This is a genomic window from Vibrio astriarenae, from assembly GCF_010587385.1.
GTDB lineage: Bacteria > Pseudomonadota > Gammaproteobacteria > Enterobacterales > Vibrionaceae > Vibrio > Vibrio astriarenae.
In genome coordinates this window covers 1,705,546-1,722,959 of the sequence record NZ_CP047475.1, presented here as the reverse complement: position 1 = coordinate 1,722,959, position 17,414 = coordinate 1,705,546, and the positions used below count along the sequence as shown (strand labels likewise).

General features: G+C 46.9%; 14 protein-coding genes. 7 read left to right on the top strand and 7 right to left on the bottom strand.

Features of this window, described 5'->3' with window-relative positions:
* Window positions 1-20: 20 nt before the first annotated feature.
* The 3 genes from GT360_RS08175 to GT360_RS08165 form a co-directional block, all read right to left on the bottom strand.
* Complete coding sequence (locus GT360_RS08175) at window positions 21-1,010, bottom strand: ABC transporter substrate-binding protein (protein ID WP_164648390.1); 990 nt, start codon at window positions 1,008-1,010, stop codon at window positions 21-23.
* Between the two features lie 206 nt (window positions 1,011-1,216).
* A complete protein-coding gene (yqfB, locus tag GT360_RS08170) occupies window positions 1,217-1,531 on the bottom strand; it encodes a N(4)-acetylcytidine aminohydrolase (protein WP_164648389.1) in 315 nt (104 codons plus the stop codon).
* Window positions 1,531-2,727 (bottom strand): DEAD/DEAH box helicase, encoded by a 1,197-nt coding sequence (locus GT360_RS08165; protein WP_164648388.1) that lies wholly within the window; start codon window positions 2,725-2,727, stop codon window positions 1,531-1,533. Before GT360_RS08165 ends, yqfB begins: the two co-directional genes overlap by 1 nt.
* A gap of 169 nt (window positions 2,728-2,896) precedes the next feature.
* On the opposite strand from GT360_RS08165, the gene GT360_RS08160 reads away from it, so the two are divergent.
* The 4 genes from GT360_RS08160 to GT360_RS08145 all read left to right on the top strand — a co-directional run bounded on the left by GT360_RS08160 (window position 2,897) and on the right by GT360_RS08145 (window position 8,580).
* Complete coding sequence (locus GT360_RS08160; RefSeq protein WP_164648387.1) at window positions 2,897-3,994, top strand: YcjF family protein; 1,098 nt, start codon at window positions 2,897-2,899, stop codon at window positions 3,992-3,994.
* Window positions 3,981-5,618 (top strand): GTPase family protein, encoded by a 1,638-nt coding sequence (locus GT360_RS08155; RefSeq protein WP_164648386.1) that lies wholly within the window; start codon window positions 3,981-3,983, stop codon window positions 5,616-5,618. Before GT360_RS08160 ends, GT360_RS08155 begins: the two co-directional genes overlap by 14 nt.
* Window positions 5,619-5,754: 136 nt before the next feature.
* The gene (locus GT360_RS08150) at window positions 5,755-6,684 is read left to right on the top strand and encodes a TAXI family TRAP transporter solute-binding subunit (protein WP_164648385.1); all 930 of its coding nucleotides are present in this window, start codon (window positions 5,755-5,757) and stop codon (window positions 6,682-6,684) included.
* A gap of 9 nt (window positions 6,685-6,693) precedes the next feature.
* Entirely contained in the window at window positions 6,694-8,580 is a 1,887-nt protein-coding gene (locus tag GT360_RS08145) for a TRAP transporter permease (RefSeq protein WP_164648384.1), read from the top strand.
* A 103-nt stretch (window positions 8,581-8,683) separates the two neighbouring features.
* Here the strand turns inward: GT360_RS08145 and GT360_RS08140 are convergent, their stop codons facing one another.
* Window positions 8,684-10,276 (bottom strand): ABC-F family ATPase, encoded by a 1,593-nt coding sequence (locus GT360_RS08140; RefSeq protein ID WP_164648383.1) that lies wholly within the window; start codon window positions 10,274-10,276, stop codon window positions 8,684-8,686.
* Window positions 10,277-10,712: 436 nt separating this feature from the next.
* Between GT360_RS08140 and GT360_RS08135 the strand changes: the two genes are divergently transcribed.
* Window positions 10,713-11,270, top strand: a complete 558-nt coding sequence (locus GT360_RS08135) for a hypothetical protein (RefSeq protein WP_164648382.1) — start codon at window positions 10,713-10,715, stop codon at window positions 11,268-11,270.
* Between the two features lie 221 nt (window positions 11,271-11,491).
* On the top strand, window positions 11,492-12,487 hold the full coding sequence (locus GT360_RS08130) for an ABC transporter substrate-binding protein (protein WP_164648381.1): 996 nt from the start codon (window positions 11,492-11,494) through the stop codon (window positions 12,485-12,487).
* Between the two features lie 63 nt (window positions 12,488-12,550).
* On the opposite strand, the gene GT360_RS08125 is transcribed toward GT360_RS08130, so the two are convergent.
* On the bottom strand, window positions 12,551-13,402 hold the full coding sequence (locus GT360_RS08125) for an SDR family oxidoreductase (RefSeq protein ID WP_164648380.1): 852 nt from the start codon (window positions 13,400-13,402) through the stop codon (window positions 12,551-12,553).
* Between the two features lie 257 nt (window positions 13,403-13,659).
* Here GT360_RS08125 and GT360_RS08120 point away from each other — a divergent pair, with 257 nt between their 5' ends.
* Window positions 13,660-14,871, top strand: coding sequence for a ferredoxin reductase family protein (locus tag GT360_RS08120; protein ID WP_239502537.1), 1,212 nt, complete (start codon window positions 13,660-13,662; stop codon window positions 14,869-14,871).
* A gap of 61 nt (window positions 14,872-14,932) precedes the next feature.
* Here the strand turns inward: GT360_RS08120 and aguA are convergent, their stop codons facing one another.
* Window positions 14,933-16,021: an agmatine deiminase gene (gene aguA / locus GT360_RS08115; protein WP_164648378.1), complete on the bottom strand. Its 1,089-nt coding sequence runs from the start codon at window positions 16,019-16,021 to the stop codon at window positions 14,933-14,935.
* Window positions 16,018-17,409 (bottom strand): APC family permease, encoded by a 1,392-nt coding sequence (locus GT360_RS08110; RefSeq protein WP_164648377.1) that lies wholly within the window; start codon window positions 17,407-17,409, stop codon window positions 16,018-16,020. Before GT360_RS08110 ends, aguA begins: the two co-directional genes overlap by 4 nt.
* Between the last annotated feature and the right edge of the window lie 5 nt (window positions 17,410-17,414).

Below are 17,414 nucleotides of genomic sequence, written 5' to 3'. Positions count from 1 at the left end.
CTTGGGTGCTTGATCAGGTTTTACAGTTCAGCAGCGATTTTGCTTGCTACATCTTCAGATACCCATGCTTTCCAGATTTCTGGTTGCGACTCAAAGAAGTGGAACATCGCTTCTTCAGCGTTAGCTTGTTCGTCTTCCATCCATGCGAGAAGTGCGTTCATGTCACTGTTTGTGAAGCCACGTTTGCTGAGATATTCCATCACGTCTGGGTTCGATTTAGAGAACTCAGTAGCGACGACCGTACTTACTGGCGATTTCGGGTACATGGTGACTTTCGGATCTGCGCAGTCTACTTGCGTTGTACAAGAGAGGAACTCTTCTTCATCGACGCCACTACCAAAGTCAACTTTCACCATATCGTATTTGCCGAGGATGGCGGTGGGTGCCCAGTAGTAGCCAGCCCAGCCTTCGCCGCGTTCATAAGCTTTAGCAATTGAGCCAGACAGACCGGCACCTGAGCCTGGGTCGATAAGCTCAAAGCCTGCTTTATCCATTTCCAGTGCATCAAACAGGTTGGATACAGAAATTTGGCAACCCCAACCTGCAGGACAGCCATACAAGCCACCAACATCGGGATTTTCTGGGTGTTTGAATAGCTCAGGGTGTTGTTTGAGTCCTTCAGCTGTGGCTAATTCTGGATACTTTTCAACGAGGTATGCCGGCACCCAGAAGCCTTCTTCCCCGCCTTCAACAAGGGATTCACCTGCGCGAGTTAGGCGTCCTTCAGCGATACCTTGCTCCAACGCCTCTTTCACGGAGTTTGTCCAAAGCTCTGGAGCAATGTCTGGCTGGCCTTTCTCAATCATCGAGGTGGCGGTTGGCATGGTGTCACCGGGTACAAGCTCGGCATCACATCCATAACCGTGTTCAAGAATAAAGCGGTCTACGTTAGCGATGAGGCTAGCCGAATTCCAGTTCATATCGGCAATACTGACCTCGCCACAATCTTGTGCATAAGCTTGAGCACTCAATGTGGTTGCTACGGCTAACGCCGCTAATTTCCATTTCATAATTTGTCCTGTGATTTCAATGAATTCAATTTAAGCCTAGGTAAGATATTGAATAAATACAAATTATTGGCTCGGAGTGAGTATTTAAAGGCACAGGCAAGCGTTTGAGAGACTAGGTGGTTACGAGAGTAAATCCCTGATATTTGGTGAGTTAGCGATAGTAAAGGAGTGTGGGCACGGTTAGTACCCACACAAAGATCATAGTTTTAGACTAATTTAAAGGTGATCATAAATAGTTTGTCGATATTAGGGTAAATATCGTGAATCAGCACCTTTAACTCAGGCAAGGGAATATGCTCTTGCTCAGCGTGAAATTCACCAATATCGTCAAAATTGAGGGGCTCAACGGCTTCAATTTTAATTTTTCCTACATGCGACTTTGATTCTAATGTGTAGACATCAACCACCGTCCCCGGAACGTAGTGAGACTCTGCCTCATCACGAATAGTGATGGTTTTCTTACCCGTCGTAATCAGCGGTGTCAGAAACTCGAAAAAGGTGATTTCCGTTGGCGCGTCCATCAGTCTTCCTTGTTCACACGTTTGTGTTTAGGCACATAGTTAAGAATAGAGATAGGAACAGGTTTACGCGGCTCAAAGCCTTCGATGACGCGTCGCTCGATCAGGTGACCTAAACGGCTCTCAATCATGCACAAGTTTTTGAAGTTGTCTTTTGACACAAAGGAGATCGCTTCACCTTGCGCGTCAGCACGACCTGTACGACCAATGCGGTGTACGTATTCGTCGGCAGGGAATGGCAAATCATAGTTGATCACGCGAGTGAGTCCCTCGATATCGATACCACGAGCACCGACACCCGTTGCGATCATGTATTTGATTTTGCCTGCTTTGAAGTCGGCTAGCAGTTGAGAGCGAATCGCTTGGCTACGACCGCTGTGGAAGGCTTCTGCTTCAATGCCGCGCTTTTCTAGTTGACTCGCTAGCTTGGCAGCACCATGTTTCGTCTCGATAAAGATGAGCGCTTGGTCCCAGTCGTTTTCTTTGATTAGGTGGCTCAATAGTGAAGATTTCATGTCTTTATCAACCGTGATTAACCACTGTTCGATATTTTTCTTAGACGCAGCATTCGCAGCAATGGAAATCTCGTATGGGTCATGAACCGCTGTCTTTGCCAGATCACGTACCTTGTTCGATAGAGTGGCAGAGAACAGCAGGTTTTGAATATCGACAGGCAAGCGGTCAAGAATCTTATTGATGTCGTCGATAAAGCCCATATCCAGCATGCGGTCAGCTTCATCAAGAACCAAAATTTCCACTTCTTCAAAGTAGACAGCACGTTTGCCGTACATATCAAGCAGTCGTCCCGGCGTCGCCACCAGAATATCCACACCTTCAATCAGCGCTTGCTTTTGTGATTGCTCATCAACACCACCGTACATCGCAAGTGAGGTAAGGTTTAGGTGCTTGCCGTACTCTTGAACCTTAGATTCAACCTGAATCGCGAGCTCGCGTGTTGGTGCCAAGATAAGAGCACGAATACGCTTTTTACGCTGAGTTTCACTGTCTTTGAGTTTTTCCAAAATAGGTAAAACAAAGCTCGCAGTTTTACCGGTACCGGTTTGCGCAGCAGCAATCAAATCTTCACCGTTTAAGATGACAGGGATGGCCTTGTTTTGGATTGTGGTTGGCTTTGTGTAACCAAGTTCATTAATGGCATCAGTAATGGGTTGGCTTAAGCCTAGTCTGGAAAAGGGCATGGTATTTCTCTTGATACAAATAAATGGGTCACCCCATAAGATGCGGTAGAGTTTAGCATGTTCACAGAAGGATACAGAGTCGATTAACCAGTTATTTCAAGGCTGACATCAGTAGGTTACACTGAAAACAATCTATGCAAGTCACTGTAAAGGCATAAATCGAGGCGCCATGTTCGAAAAAATCAAAGAGTTTATCAATCCGAACGAAAACCCTGACCTGACCAAAGCGCATGAATATCAGCGTCAACACCTGCCAACCCTGTGGCTACTGGGTAAGACTGGGGCGGGTAAGTCTTCGCTTATTCAGGCGTTGACCGGAGAGAGCAGTGCTCAAATTGGTAATGGCTTCGAGCCGTGTACTATGCATTCATCGGCGTATGACTATCCCAAAGCTCAACCGGTGATTCGATTTTTGGATTCTAGAGGACTCGGCGAAGCAGGCTATCAACCAGATGATGATATTGCGCTGTTGTCCAAGACCAGTCATGCCCTTGTTGTGGTAATGAAATTGGGTGAGGTTGAGCAAAGCGCAGTGATCAATGCACTCAAACAGATTAGAAAACAAAAACGGGTTAAGCACTTATTGTTGGTTCACACCGCCGCTCAAGAGTACGTGCACGAAGAGCGGCAACGCTTGATTGACCATCAGAAGCAACTGGTGATGGACACTTGGGGCGGAGAAGTCAGCAGTATTGATGTCGACTTTTGTGGTGAGTCGGGTGAAATTTATCATCAGCAAGACTTGGTTAATGCGCTCACGCAGCTACTCCCTGTCGTTGGGTTAATGATGGATGAAGATGAACACGCAAATGCGGAAGAGCAGAATTTCTCGCAATTGGAGAAGGAAGTGCTGTGGTATAGCGGTACCGCATCTGCGTCCGATCTGATTCCTGCTGTCGGGTTAGTCTCTGTACCCGCGATACAGGGGAAGATGCTGCATAGCTTAGCCAATCAATATGGGGTTGAATGGAACAAACGTGCATTCAGTGAGCTTGTTGGAGCCTTGGGTAGCAGCGTTGCTGTGCAGTATTCGGTGAAGCTAGCCTCGCGTCAGATAGTTAAACTGATCCCCGGTTATGGTCAAACCGTTGGTGCGATCACAGCTGCGGCAATGAGCTTTGGTACGACTTATGGTCTGGGTCGAGCGGCCTGTTACTACTTTTATCACAAGAGTAAAGGTGAGGCAGTGTCAGTGGAACAGATGCAATCAATCTATCGTGATGCACTAAAGAAAGGAAAGGCAGCCTCGGGTTATGAAAAAGATTAAACATTTGTTTATCCTGCTCTCGCATTTATCAGGCGGGCGCTGGGGCATTGCAGTCATCTCCACAATCTTACCTGTGTTGATTATGGCGCTGTTTGGGGTGGGGCTGGCATTCAAATATGGTTATCTGTTGCCTTTGTCACTCACGGTTGCGACTGGCACCTTGGTGGTCTCTATTCCGCTTATTTCGGCATATCGAAGTTCAAAGCAAGATAACACGATGAGCCCTGAAGCAAGAGAGGCTGAGCCCGTTGAATCTGCTCCAGATAATGAACAGGGCCTAGTAAAGCCCTCGCAAGATTGGTCTGAAGCTGAGCTCAAGATATGGCAGCGCAGTCGAGCCTATGGCAACTCGCTGCTTGAGCAAGATGATAATTGGAGCAATTTGGATACTGCAGGGCTCAGTATCTTGGAGTTCGTTGCCGTTGAATACGATAAAAAAGCGCTGGATTTTACCGTGCCAGAGGGGCTTAAGCTCTTTGAAGAGGTGAGTCGACGCTACCGAGTTTTGCTCGATGAGTATGGCTTTGCTGTGGATGCGGTCAAAGTCTCCCATATCAAGTCAGGTTATGACCTTTATGATCGCTATGGCGATGTCGGTAAACATGTGTTTAAGGCCGCGATCTGGCTTAATCACGCAAAGAATCTCTATATTAATCCGGCGAAAGCGATTGCAGATATTGGTACTCAACAATTCAGTGCCAACATGACACGGGGTATGGTGGATGATTTGCAGTTTGCGGCTAAGCAGGCGCTTATAGATGAGGTTGCCTTTGTTGCGATTGAACTCTATAGCGGACGCTTCAGTTTCGATGATATCGACGTGACGGTGTCACAGATTGCCAGGGCAGACAGAGAGCGAACCGCGGTAGAGTTAGAGCCTATTCGTATCGTGTTAGTTGGACAAACTGGCGCAGGCAAATCTTCACTAATCAATGAACTGAAAGAGGAGTTTGTTGCAGAGGTGGATGTGCTGCCTTCAACCGACCACACCACCACTTACCGTGCGATGGTTGGCGAGCAGCCGATTGTGATTGTTGATCTGCCTGGCTTTGATGGCAGTGAACAAATCGAGAGTTCAGCACTTAGTGAAGTGGTTCAAGCTGATGTTGTTCTGTGGGTATTGAAGGCGTCACAGTCGGCAAGAGCACTCGATACGGCGTTTCAGGAGCGGTTAGAAGAGTTTTATGCGCATTCGAGCAATATATCGCGGAAACGCCCAGTCGTACTTGGTGTTCTCAATCAGGTCGATAAGTTGCAGCCTCAAGAGCAATGGCAGCCGCCATTTGAGTTAAGTGATCCTAAATCAGAGAAGGAGCAGATGATTGTTAAGGCGATGGCATTCAATCAACAGTTGTTGGGTTTCTATAAAGTACTGCCGCTGTCTATTTCTGATGATAAACCACATTTTGGTGTCGATGAATTGCGTCATTGGCTAGGTGAAGGGATAGTTGACGCGTTTAATGTGCAGCGTAATCGCCAGCGTTTGGAAGCGGCGAAAAGAGGCAAGGGACTCAAAAAACAGTGGGATAGAATTTCTAAAACAGGTAAAAAAGCCGCGCCAAGTTTGATAAAAGCAGCGGTTCCTAAAGCACTTGATAGTCTTACGAAGAAGTGGCATAAGTAACAAAATCTTCGAAAAATGAGTGAGATATGTGATCGCATGTCTCATTCTACCAAAGTCTAATGCCTTGAGCGGGTTAGAGTGACTACGCTAAATGTGATTATTGTGAATAAGTTAACCACATTACAGGGCGTAAAGAATGAAGAAAATATCAAAGGGATTGGTTGCAGCGCTGATCGCAGGCGCAATGTCTTTCACAGCAATGGCAGATAACTACACCATTGGTACAGGTAGCCAAAGCGGCACTTACTATCCGTTGGGTGGTACGTTGGCTAAGATTTGGGGTGAGACTCTGCCTGACTTTAATATGCGTGCAGAGGTAACGGCAGGTTCTGTTGAGAACAGCATTAAAGTGGCGACCAATAAACAGCTTGCTGGTATTGCTATGGGTAGTGTGGTGTTGAAAGCCTACAATGGCACTGAACCTTTCCCAGCTAAAATGGATGTGGCCGTCGTATCTGCTTTGTATCCGAATGTCGTGCACTTTATGGTGCCAGCCAACTCCGATATACAATCCATTCAAGATCTTAAAGGTAAAAAAGTCTCGCTTGGTGCGCCGGGATCAGGTACTCGCACCGCCGCGATTGGTATTCTTGCCGCTTTAGGTATTTCTGAAGATGACCTTAAAGCTCAGAGCTTAAATTACACTGCGACCACTTCTGCATTGGCGAATGGCCAAATTGATGCGGGTGTCATTGTGGGGAGCTTAGGCGTGGGCGCGGTGACAGAGCTTACATTGACTCGCGACATTAGAATGTTGTCATTCACGTCTGATGAACTAGCAAAAGTCAGCGAAGCGATGCCATCATTCCAACCATTAGAGGTGCCAGCTGAGGCATACCGCAAAGTACCTGCCTTCAGCACCCCAGTAGTATGGAACGTGTTGGTGGTTAATAAGAATGCCGATACTGACCTTATCTACTCCATGACCAAGTCCATGTTCGAGAATATTGAACAGGTGCGTCAGAGTATCAAGGTGACCAGCTACACCACGCTTGAGAATATGGAAAAACTCGCAGGCGTTCCACTTCACCCAGGTGCCCAAAAGTATCTTGATGAAATGAAGTAGGGGTTAACAATGCCAGAGTCTAAGTCGTCTTTTCTGGTTAATATCCCAATGAAAATAGCCGCGCTTGCGGCTATTGCTTTGTCTGTGTTCCAGATTTGGCAAGGGATCACTGCCGAAATATCTGCTCCTGTGTTTCGCCCAATTCACTTAAGTTGGGTGATTGTTTTGGTCTTTCTTACCCACCCGTTATTTTCATCCAATAAAGGTGGCTTCGCATTCAAGATAGGGCGTATCGTTGATACGCTCTTGTCGATCGCCATTATCTGGTCTGCATGGCGAATTGCTAAGTTCGATTACGATGACATCATGTTTTTAATAGAGGGTGTTGGAGAGATCGATAAGATCGCTGGGTGTATCACCATAGTGCTGCTGCTTGAAGCGACGAGGCGTACGGTGGGCATGGTGATGGTGGCCATCGCGCTGCTGTTTTTGGGCTATGCGATGTTTGGTAACTATTTGCCAGCAGCTATTGCCAGTAATGGTTTTCCACTGGAAGACATCATTCGTTTCCACATCTTCTCAACCAATGGCGTGTACGGCGCACCGCTTGCAATTGCTGCAGGGGTCGTCTTCATCTTTGTATTGTTTGGGGCATTTTTGCAGGTCACGGGCGCAGGTAACTTCTTTATTGATGCCGCGTTTGCGATTGCGGGTAAATATCGTGGTGGTCCAGCAAAAGCGAGTGTCATCTCTTCTGCGGCATTGGGGTCGATTTCCGGCTCTGCGATTGCCAATACGGTGACCACTGGCTCGCTCACTATCCCGATGATGAAAAAACTGGGTTACAAGCCTGAACAAGCAGCGGGGATTGAAGCGGCAGCCTCCACTGGCGGGCAGATTATGCCACCGGTGATGGGGGCGGGTGCGTTTGTGATGGCGCAATTTACCGGTATTCCTTACAGCGAAATCTTGATCGTCTCCATCATGCCCGCGATTATCTACTTTGCTTGTACCTTGCTCTACGTGCATATCATGGCGTGCAAGCTTGGTTTAAAGGGTATGGACAACTATGAGAAGCTGATGGTTGTGCTTGAGCGAGGCTGGCACTTTTTAGTGCCATTGGTATTGATTACCGCCTTGCTGATGATGAGCTATTCACCCGTGCTGGTGGGTATCGCGGGATGCGCTGCCATCTTGATTGCCTCTATGCTGCGTAAACACAGCCGGATTACTTTTGCTCTGTTCTTTGAAGGCATGAAGCAGGGCGCAATCTTAGCTTTGCCCATTTCAGTCGCTTGTGCGACAGCGGGTATTGTTGTTGGGGTAGTGGGGCAAACCGGGATCGGCTTGCAGTTCACGCAGTTCCTGATTGCTCTTTCAGGCGGTTATCTGTTTAGCGCACTGGCGCTGATAGCGCTTGCTGCGGTGATATTGGGTATGGGCTTGCCCGTAACGGCGGCATATATCGTGCTATCGATTATGGCGGTACCTACATTGCTTGATTTTGGTGTGAGCTTACTTGCTGCACATATGATTGTGTTCTGGCTCTCGCAGACCTCGAATGTGACACCGCCGATTGCACTTGCCGCTTTCGCGGGGGCTGGGATTGCGAAATCTTCACCCATGCGCTCCGCCGTGCAAGCGTTTAAGTTGGCTCAGGGTTTCTTCCTCATTCCAATGATGATGGCGTTTTCTGGTTTGATTTGGGTTGATGGTGAAGTTGCAAGCTTTGTTCTCGCGACACTGAGTACCATTGCCTTGATTATTGCCTTTGCTGGAAGCATTGAAGGCTATATGTTCGGGCGCCTGACGGGTGTCGAGCGAATCATTTGGCTGGTAACCGCAATCGTGATGGTGTTTGGCACAGCGGCGTTAGAAATTGGCGGTATGATCGTACTCGCAGGCTTGGTTGCATGGAACATGCGCAAATCACAAAGCGTTGCAACGGCAACCTAGCTGGCCTTGAATTTAGGGCATTAAAAAAGGAAGTGGCGTTTGCTCACTTCCTTTTCGTTTCTAGGGTAGAGGCTTAATTAGCTATTCATATTAGCAGCTAATATTAACCATCAATACCTTTTGACTTTAGGTACTCAGCGTAAGTACCACGGAAGTCATTAATCTTGCCGTCTTTGATCTCTAGGATACGAGTGGCTAGAGAGTCTACGAATACACGGTCGTGCGATACGAAGAACAGAGTACCTTTATAGTCTTCAAGCGCATTGTTCAATGACTCGATTGATTCCATATCCATGTGGTTGGTTGGTTCGTCCATAAGTAGCATGTTTGGTTTATGCATCATGATCTTACCAAGCAGCATACGACCTTGCTCACCACCAGAGAGGACTTGTACCGACTTCTTAATGTCGTCTTGACCAAACAGCATGCGACCAAGGAAGCTACGGATCACTTGCTCGTCATCACCAGGTTGACGCCACTGGCCCATCCAATCCATCAGGTTCATGTCTTCGGCAAAGTCATGAGCGTGATCTTGCGCGTAGTAACCGATGTTCGAGTTTTCTGACCACTTGTATTCACCAGTGCGTGGCTCTAACGCACCTGCGATTGTATTCAGTAGTGTTGTTTTACCCACACCGTTCTCACCGATGATGGCAACACGTTCACCCACTTCAAAAATCGCGTTGAAGTCAGTGAATAGGTCGTCTTCAAAACCTTGTGACAGGTTTTCAACGATTAGAGCGTTACGGAACAGCTCTTTTTCTTGGTCAAAACGAATGAACGGGTTTTGACGGCTTGAAGGCTTCACTTCTTCAAGCTGAATCTTATCAATTTGCTTAGCACGAGACGTTGCTTGTTTCGCTTTCGATGCGTTTGCAGAGAAACGTGCAACGAAGGTGTTCAGTTCAGCAATTTGCGCTTTCTTCTTCGCGTTATCAGCGAGCAGGCGCTCACGCGCTTGGTTCGCTGCTACCATGTACTCGTCGTAGTTACCTGGGAATAGGCGAAGTTCACCGTAATCCAAGTCAGCCATGTGTGTACATACAGAATTTAGGAAATGACGGTCGTGCGAGATGATGATCATCGTGCAGTTACGTTGGTTTAGCGTCTCTTCTAGCCAACGAATCGTGTCCATGTCCAAGTTGTTGGTTGGTTCGTCAAGTAGCATGATATGCGGGTCTGCGAAGAGAACCTGTGCTAGAAGCACACGAAGTTTCCAACCTGGCGCCACCTCACTCATTAGGCCAAAGTGTTGCACTTCAGGGATACCAACAGCAAGAAGAAGCTCACCGGCTTTCGCTTCTGCCATGTAGCCATCCATTTCAGCGAACTGGACTTCAAGATCAGCCACTTTCATGCCATCTTCTTCGCTCATTTCTGCAAGCGAGTAGATGCGGTCGCGTTCTTGTTTCACAGCCCAAAGTTCCTTATGGCCCATGATAACCGTGTCGATTACCGTGAACTCTTCATAAGCGAACTGATCTTGGTTAAGTTTAGCAACACGCTCGTTCGGGTCGTAGCTTACGTTACCGCCCGTTGGCTCTAGCTCACCAGAAAGGATCTTCATGAATGTAGATTTACCACATCCGTTTGCGCCGATCAGACCGTAGCGATTACCTTCGCCAAACTTAACAGAGATGTTTTCAAAGAGTGGCTTAGCACCAAACTGCTGCGTGATATTCGCGGTAGAAATCAAAATCGATACCTTTTCTAGTGAGAAATTGAGGAAACCGCGTCACGGTACTGACTCAGAGAGATAAGTTCAAGTGATTTTGTGATCTTTATCGTGTTTATAGTGGTTATGTAAAAATTGAAATCAGTCACTTCGTGCGTCACGGCGTAGACCTGCCTTTTTTCTGCTTTTATAAGAGCTCCCTTATTGCCCAATTTTGTCTATCGATATTACAACATATTTAGTCTCCAGAACTGAATATCAGATATACCCATTGTTAGGCAGGAATTGCTGGGAAGGTGGGGCAGTTCTGGTACTTTGTAGTTACGCAGTTATCCAGGGTGTCACCAATACGCTGGCTAACCGCTCTTTGACTGAGGAGTGAAAAATTTTGAGCCTGAATTGGGCCATTCACTTTATTTTTCTCAGGTTAACTACAAAAAATTAAAGGGACAAAAATATGACTATCAGAACACTATTGAGTTCAGCGGTTTTGCTTTCGGTTTCGTTAGTTGCAGTAGCAGAAGTGGCGGCTGTGAACCAATCTATTAATGAAGCAGAAGTGTTAGCGGCGCAAGAGAATTGGTGTAACGCTTTGGTGAATATCAGCCGCACGCATCAAGAGCAAGGCCAAGAAGCGGCGCATGACTTAGCGAAAGAAGTGATTGATTCAGCGTATGCTTATCAGATGGGCGCTGTACTGTTTAAGCCGACGTTAACCGTTAACCCACAAACGTTCCGCACTGATAGCGAAGGTGCTTTGTCATACTTTGTTGGTGGCAACGCGAACTATGTTCAGGATACAGGCTTTGCCCTTAAAGACTGGACAGAGTGTAGCGTAGAGAACGCTGGCGTATTGATTACCAGTGACAGTGCGAGCACCATGGGTAAGGTTCACTTTACTAACAGTGAAGGTGAAGTGACGTCGGTAGACAAAACTTGGAAGTTTGTGAAGGATGATGAGGGCACGGTTCGAATTGCGCTACATCACTCATCATTGGAGTTTACGGGTGAGTAACTAGTTTATTTCGCACTATGATTTACTGGGGCCTTGGTGTGTTATTACACCAAGGCCTATTTCGTATTTACATATCGAAAGTCTTTCGTTGGCTTTAACCTAGACAATGTTCGGCAAAGTTTGATTTAGTCGACAAATCAGACGCTTATTTGATTCCTAAGGCGTTATTTTCAATTCGATTTCCTATACTCTGCTGTAACAATAACAAAGGAAGTTATGCAATGAAAATGAAGCCCTCTCTTTGCGCCGCTCTCGTGCTTACTGGACTTGCTACGCACGCTCATGCGAATGAATGCGGTGAGTTTACTATCGCTGATATGAACTGGAATTCAGCCAGCTTAATGGCGCATGTTGACCAGTTTATTCTCAATAATGGTTATGGCTGTGAAGCCGACTTGATCCCTGGTGATACTGTACCGACAGGCACTTCAATGATTGAAAAGGGACAGCCTGATGTCGCACCAGAACTATGGACCAATGGCATCAAAGAGGCGTTAGATCATGGGGTTGAGGAAAAACGTCTGCGTTATGCGGGGAACTCTCTAACCGATGGCGGCGAAGAAGGCTTTTGGGTACCCGCTTATCTTGTTGAGCAATACCCAGAAATGGCGACCATAGAGGGTGTGATTAAGCACAAGGCGCTATTTGAACATCCGGAGAGTGATGACCAGTTTGCTTTCTATACATGCCCAGCAGGATGGACATGTCAGATCACCGCAGGACACCTGTTTGATGCGCTTGGCTTAGAAGAGCATGACTTTGATAAGGTTGACCCTGGCTCAGGTGCGGCATTAGCGGGGATTTTGGCGAAAAACTATGAGCGTGAAAAGCCTTGGTTCGGCTACTACTGGTCACCTACACCTGTGCTAGGTAAGTACGATATGGTGATGGTTGATTTTGGCTCAGACGCAGATGTCGACGAATATCGAAACTGCACGACACAACCTGATTGTGAAACACCGAAAGTGACCATGTATCCACCATCTCCCGTTCATACTGTGACAACCGAGCAGTTTGCCGTCGCAGAGCCTAGTGCCTTCGAGTATTTGAGTCACCGTGGTTATTCAAACCAATTGATGAGCAAAATGCTGGCTTGGATGGAAGATGAACAAGTGGATGCTGAAGATGCGATGTACTATTTCCTAGAGACCTATCCAGAGGTGTGGAAAGGTTGGGTTTCATCAGACATCGCTGAAAAAGTGGAAAGTGCTATTTAAGCTAGTCAGTCAATGATTCAATACAAACAGCCTATCTTCATATTAGATAGGCTGTTTTCGTTTCTACTGATGATTAGCGAGGTCAGTGAAAAATGCTTGCCAACTGATATGAGGTCTACCGGCCGCTTTTTCATAGTCACTCGGGTTATCAGACTTACCTTCTCGAATACCTTGGTAAATTCCGGCGATAATGGTGCCTATGAAGTCACCAAGCTCAGCGATTCGGTCTTCACGGTACTCTTCAACCGACATCGATTTGAACACGAGGTTGGTACCAAACGCGAGGTTCATGTATTCGGTCAGCTGTGTTTGAGTGATTGCCTCGCCATTAAGGTTATAGGTCGAGCCGTTGTGTTTGTCTTCCGATAGCATTTTGGCATACGCATAGCCAAGCTCGTCGCGCGTGGTATAGCCACATTTGCCATCGGCCGCACAGTTAAAGATGCTGCCAGCTTTTTTATAGCTTTCGATGTACTCGAGGTCAGGCTCAATATAGATACCGTTGCGCCCAATCACCCAATCTAGTCCAGACTCTCTGACATCTTGCTCGGTTTGGCGATTACTCTGAATCACCGGTGAAAAGGCGGTGTTCTCTTCTGCGCCTTGAACGCTGGTGTAGACGATTTTCTTTACTCCCGCTTTCCTTGCCGCTTCGATGACGTTGCGATGCTGACCGATGCGCTTGTCAGGGGCGTCCATCCCGGAGACCAAAAGAAGAGCATCAACTCCTTTGAGTGATTCCTCCATGATTTCGGGCTCGTTATAGTCACCTAGGCGAACTTCGACACCAAGATGCTGGGCTTTATCTGGTGTTCTGGCGAGTGCAATGACGTCATCTTTGGATAGAAGATTAACAGTCGCTTTAACGATAGCGCTTCCAAGCTGGCCGCTTGCTGCGGTGACGGCGATTTTCATATCGGTTTCCTTTCGAGGCTTGTTGGATGGTATAAGCGTAGTTCAGTCACCTAGTGTTATGTCAATCTATGTAAATTGAGATAAAACAGTGTAAATCAGATAGTAATTATCAGCAGGTGTCTTAGCATTAAAATAACCACACAGGAGGTGTTGTTATGAAGCGTCTCACGATAATTCTGGTTCTATTATGGCTACCAAGTCTACTTGTTCGTTGGGAGTCATTTGATTCATTTTTTACTTGGCGCCACCAGTTAATCATGCTGTCTGGATTGCTTGCTCTCGGGTATATGAGTATTGCCGTTTTGCTGTCACTGCGTCTTCGCTGGGTCGAAAAGTGGACGCTTGGTTTAGATAAAAGCTATCAGATACATAAGCAGTTAGGGATAGGGGCGACGGTCGCACTCATCTTTCATTGGTTGTTTGTCGAGGGCGCTAAATGGCTAGTGCAGGCAGGTATCATTGCTAGACCTCATAGAGGCCCAAGACCTATTATTGAGGGAATTCATTGGCGGCCTATAGCAGAGTCGGTAGGTGAGTGGACCTTCTATCTGTTTTTAGTTTTCGCCGTGATTAGTCTTATTCAGGCCATCAGTTATCAGAAGTTCAAGTATGTTCATAAATTGGGTGGTCTACTGATGATAGCAGGGGTGTTTCATTCGCAACTCCTTCTTGATTGGAATAGTGCTTCTATGCCAATGAATATAGCAATCGGTACCTTATCTATCATCGGCACAGTTGGTGCGTTGATTTCACTAATGGGAAAAATTGGTTCTGCCAATAGAGCAAGTGGCATAGTGAAGGATGTGTATCGTTACTCTACACCCGACAAACCTCAGGTCATAAGGTTAAGAGTGCAGCTCAATACACCACTGCAGGTGAAGCATGGTCAATTTGTGTTCCTCGATTTTGAGGACGGTGAGACACCCCATCCGTTTTCAATTTTGAATTATGAACGCGATAAAGGGGTGATTGAGTTTGGTATCAAAGCGCTTGGAGACTATACCCAGCATCTCACTCGTCATATTCAAAATGGCGCCACAGTTTCTGTTGAAGGAGGCTATGGCTGCTTCCAAATATCGCAGACTCAAAATCAGGCATGGGTGGGCGCAGGCATTGGAATCGTTCCCTTTGTTTCAAGATTATATTGGTTGCAAAAGCGACGACCTGAAGAGGCGAGGTCGTATGAAAAAATACACTTGTTTTATTGTGTAAATAGTAGAAAAGAGGCGCTATTTGAATCCGAAATTATCAACCTGATCAGTAGTTTGGACTTTGTTGTTTTGCATCTTGTGTCAGCTGAAGATGGAGAGTTTCTTTGTGCTGATAGGCTTGTCAGAAGCTTTGAAGACTCAAATTATGATGTTAGTTTTTGTGGCCCTAAGTCATTTGGTCAACAGTTGAGGGCAGGGCTGATGAAGTATGGACTATCGAAACGTGATTTCCACTTTGAGCGATTTTCAATGCGTTAAAATTACGCTCAAATAACTAAGAAAAAGAACCCAGTGTTGAGCACCGGGTTCTTCGTTAGGGTTAACGAGGCACTTGCTGAGTAATACAGTGGATGTTTCCACCGCCCAATAGTATTTCTCGTGCATTAACACCGATGATATCGTATTCAGGGAATGCCGTTTCTAATGCTTCTTTGGCCGCATCGTCATGGTTGTTATCAAGTAGTGGAAACACAATCTGCCCATTAGTGATAAGGAAGTTCGCGTATGAAGCCGCCAGTCTTTCGCCGGCTTCGCGCTCCATTCCTTCACTTTGGTCGATGCCTTGTGCTTCTTCTTCACTCATGAAAAGAGGGCCAGGCATGGGGAGTTTATGAACCTTTATCTGACGGCCTTTCGCATCTCGCTCTGTGCTGAGTAAATCGAATGCTTCGCGGCTGATCTCGTACTGAGGGTCATTTTCATCTTCGCACCACGTAAGGGCGACTTCGCCGGGCTTAACGACGTGCATGATGTTGTCGACATGGCCGTTGGTCTCGTCATTGTAAAGACCTCTTGGCAGCCAAATGACCTTCTCAACGGCAAGATAAGACTTTAACTGCTCCTCTATCTCTTTTCTCGAGAGGTCTGGGTTACGGCTAGGGTGGAGCAGACATTCTTCCGTGGTGTACAGCGTCCCCTCTCCATCGGTATGAATAGAGCCACCTTCCAGTACAAACGGTGCTTGATAGCCCGTGTCTTGAGTGATGTTAAGCATTTTAGGTGCGACAGCATCATCGAGATCCCAAGGGAAATAGAGACCATCAACAAGCCCACCCCAAGCATTGAACTGCCAACTGATGCCGCGTCGGTTGCCATTGTCATCAACCACATAAGTTGCGCCAATATCTCGCATCCAGCAGTCGTTATAAGACATTTCAATCACACGAATATGTGCGGGTAGTTGAGAGCGAGCATTGTCGAATTGATCATGATTGACCAACATAACTACTGGCGTCTTTTGAGAAATCGCAACGGCCACGTCCACAAAAGCTTGTTGGGCCAATTTACCGCTGTAACGCCAGTTGTCACTGCGCGTTGGCCATGCCATCCACACTTCATCGTGCGCTTCATGCTCACCCGGCATGCGAAAGCTATCTTGCTTAGGTAGTGTTGAAATCATTTTGCTCATGCGATTTCCTCCACGACAGCGTTGTTAGCCATACGATTGGCACGGCTAAGTAAGACTTCACCAATAGCGATGGTGATTAATACACCAACCAAAATGGGTAGCGAATACTGCCAGTCGACGGAAGCGAATACGATATCCGGGAAGATAAACAGCACCACAGCTTGAAGAATGATGCTAAAGCACACCACAGTCATCAGCTTTTGTACCCACAGTGCGCCAGGCACTTTGAACGGGCGCGGTGTTTTGGTATCAGTCAGTTTAAGCTTCAGATAAGCGGGGAACATAAACAGATATGGCATCAAGAATACGCAACTTGAGAAGGCGAACATTGACCAAAACAGTTCGTCATTGGTGTTGGCAAAAAGCGCGTAAATGATGATGACAGTTGTTGATACGGCACCGGTGATTGTGTTTGCACCCACGGGAGTATCGTATTTCTTTGAGGTTTTTGCGGCAATCGCTGGTAATTCACCTTCTTTGGCGGCCTCGGCCGCAGCTCTGCTTGAGCCCATCGTCCAGCTAACCATGTTTCCGATAAAGGTGAACAAGGTGACAATACCCAGTGCGTAAACCATAAACTGACCAAGAGCACCATCGCCAAATAGCACTTTAAGTGTGTCAACAATCCCCGCGACTAGACCAATTTCTTCAACAGGAAGCGCCATCAAAATGCCAACTGTGCCTGCAATATATAAGAAAGCAGTGATAGAGATAGCGAGGAAGACGACTTTAGGCATCTGCTTAACGTCTTTCATTTGCTTCGTCATTGTCGCAACCAGCTCAAAACCCATCAGGTTAAACACGAGCGCCGGCAAGAACTCGACACCAGAGTCGAATGAAGGCATAAGCGCTGAGACGCTAAACTCATTGGCAACGCCATTGTTTGCTGCATAGACAAAACCACCAATACCGAGCACTGAAATAATGACCACTTTCAAAATAGCGCAGAAGTTGGTGATCATGACGCCGATATCAGTAGAGATGTTGCAAACCCAAACCGTACCCCAAGTAAGCGCAATGCAGATGGCGACTTGAGCAAATAAAGACAGATCGGGAGCAAACAGCTCGGCAAACATACCAGCGAATAAAATGTAGACCGCTGGCATCCACAAACCGACATTGATCCAATAGAACCAAGTGGTTCTGATTGCCCAGTTTGAGCCAAATGCCTTTTTGACCCAATCGTAAATCCCACCTTCACCCGGGTATGCAGAGCTAAGTTCCGATGTGATAAGACCGTAGGGTAAGACAAACACGACTAATATCAATGCCCACCACCCAATGGAGCTGACGCCAATGGAAGCCGATGCGGTCAGTGTATCCACGACCAGGACGGCACATAGGCTGAATAGGGCGAGGGGTGTAATCCCCATTTTCTTCTCTTCCATAAGAA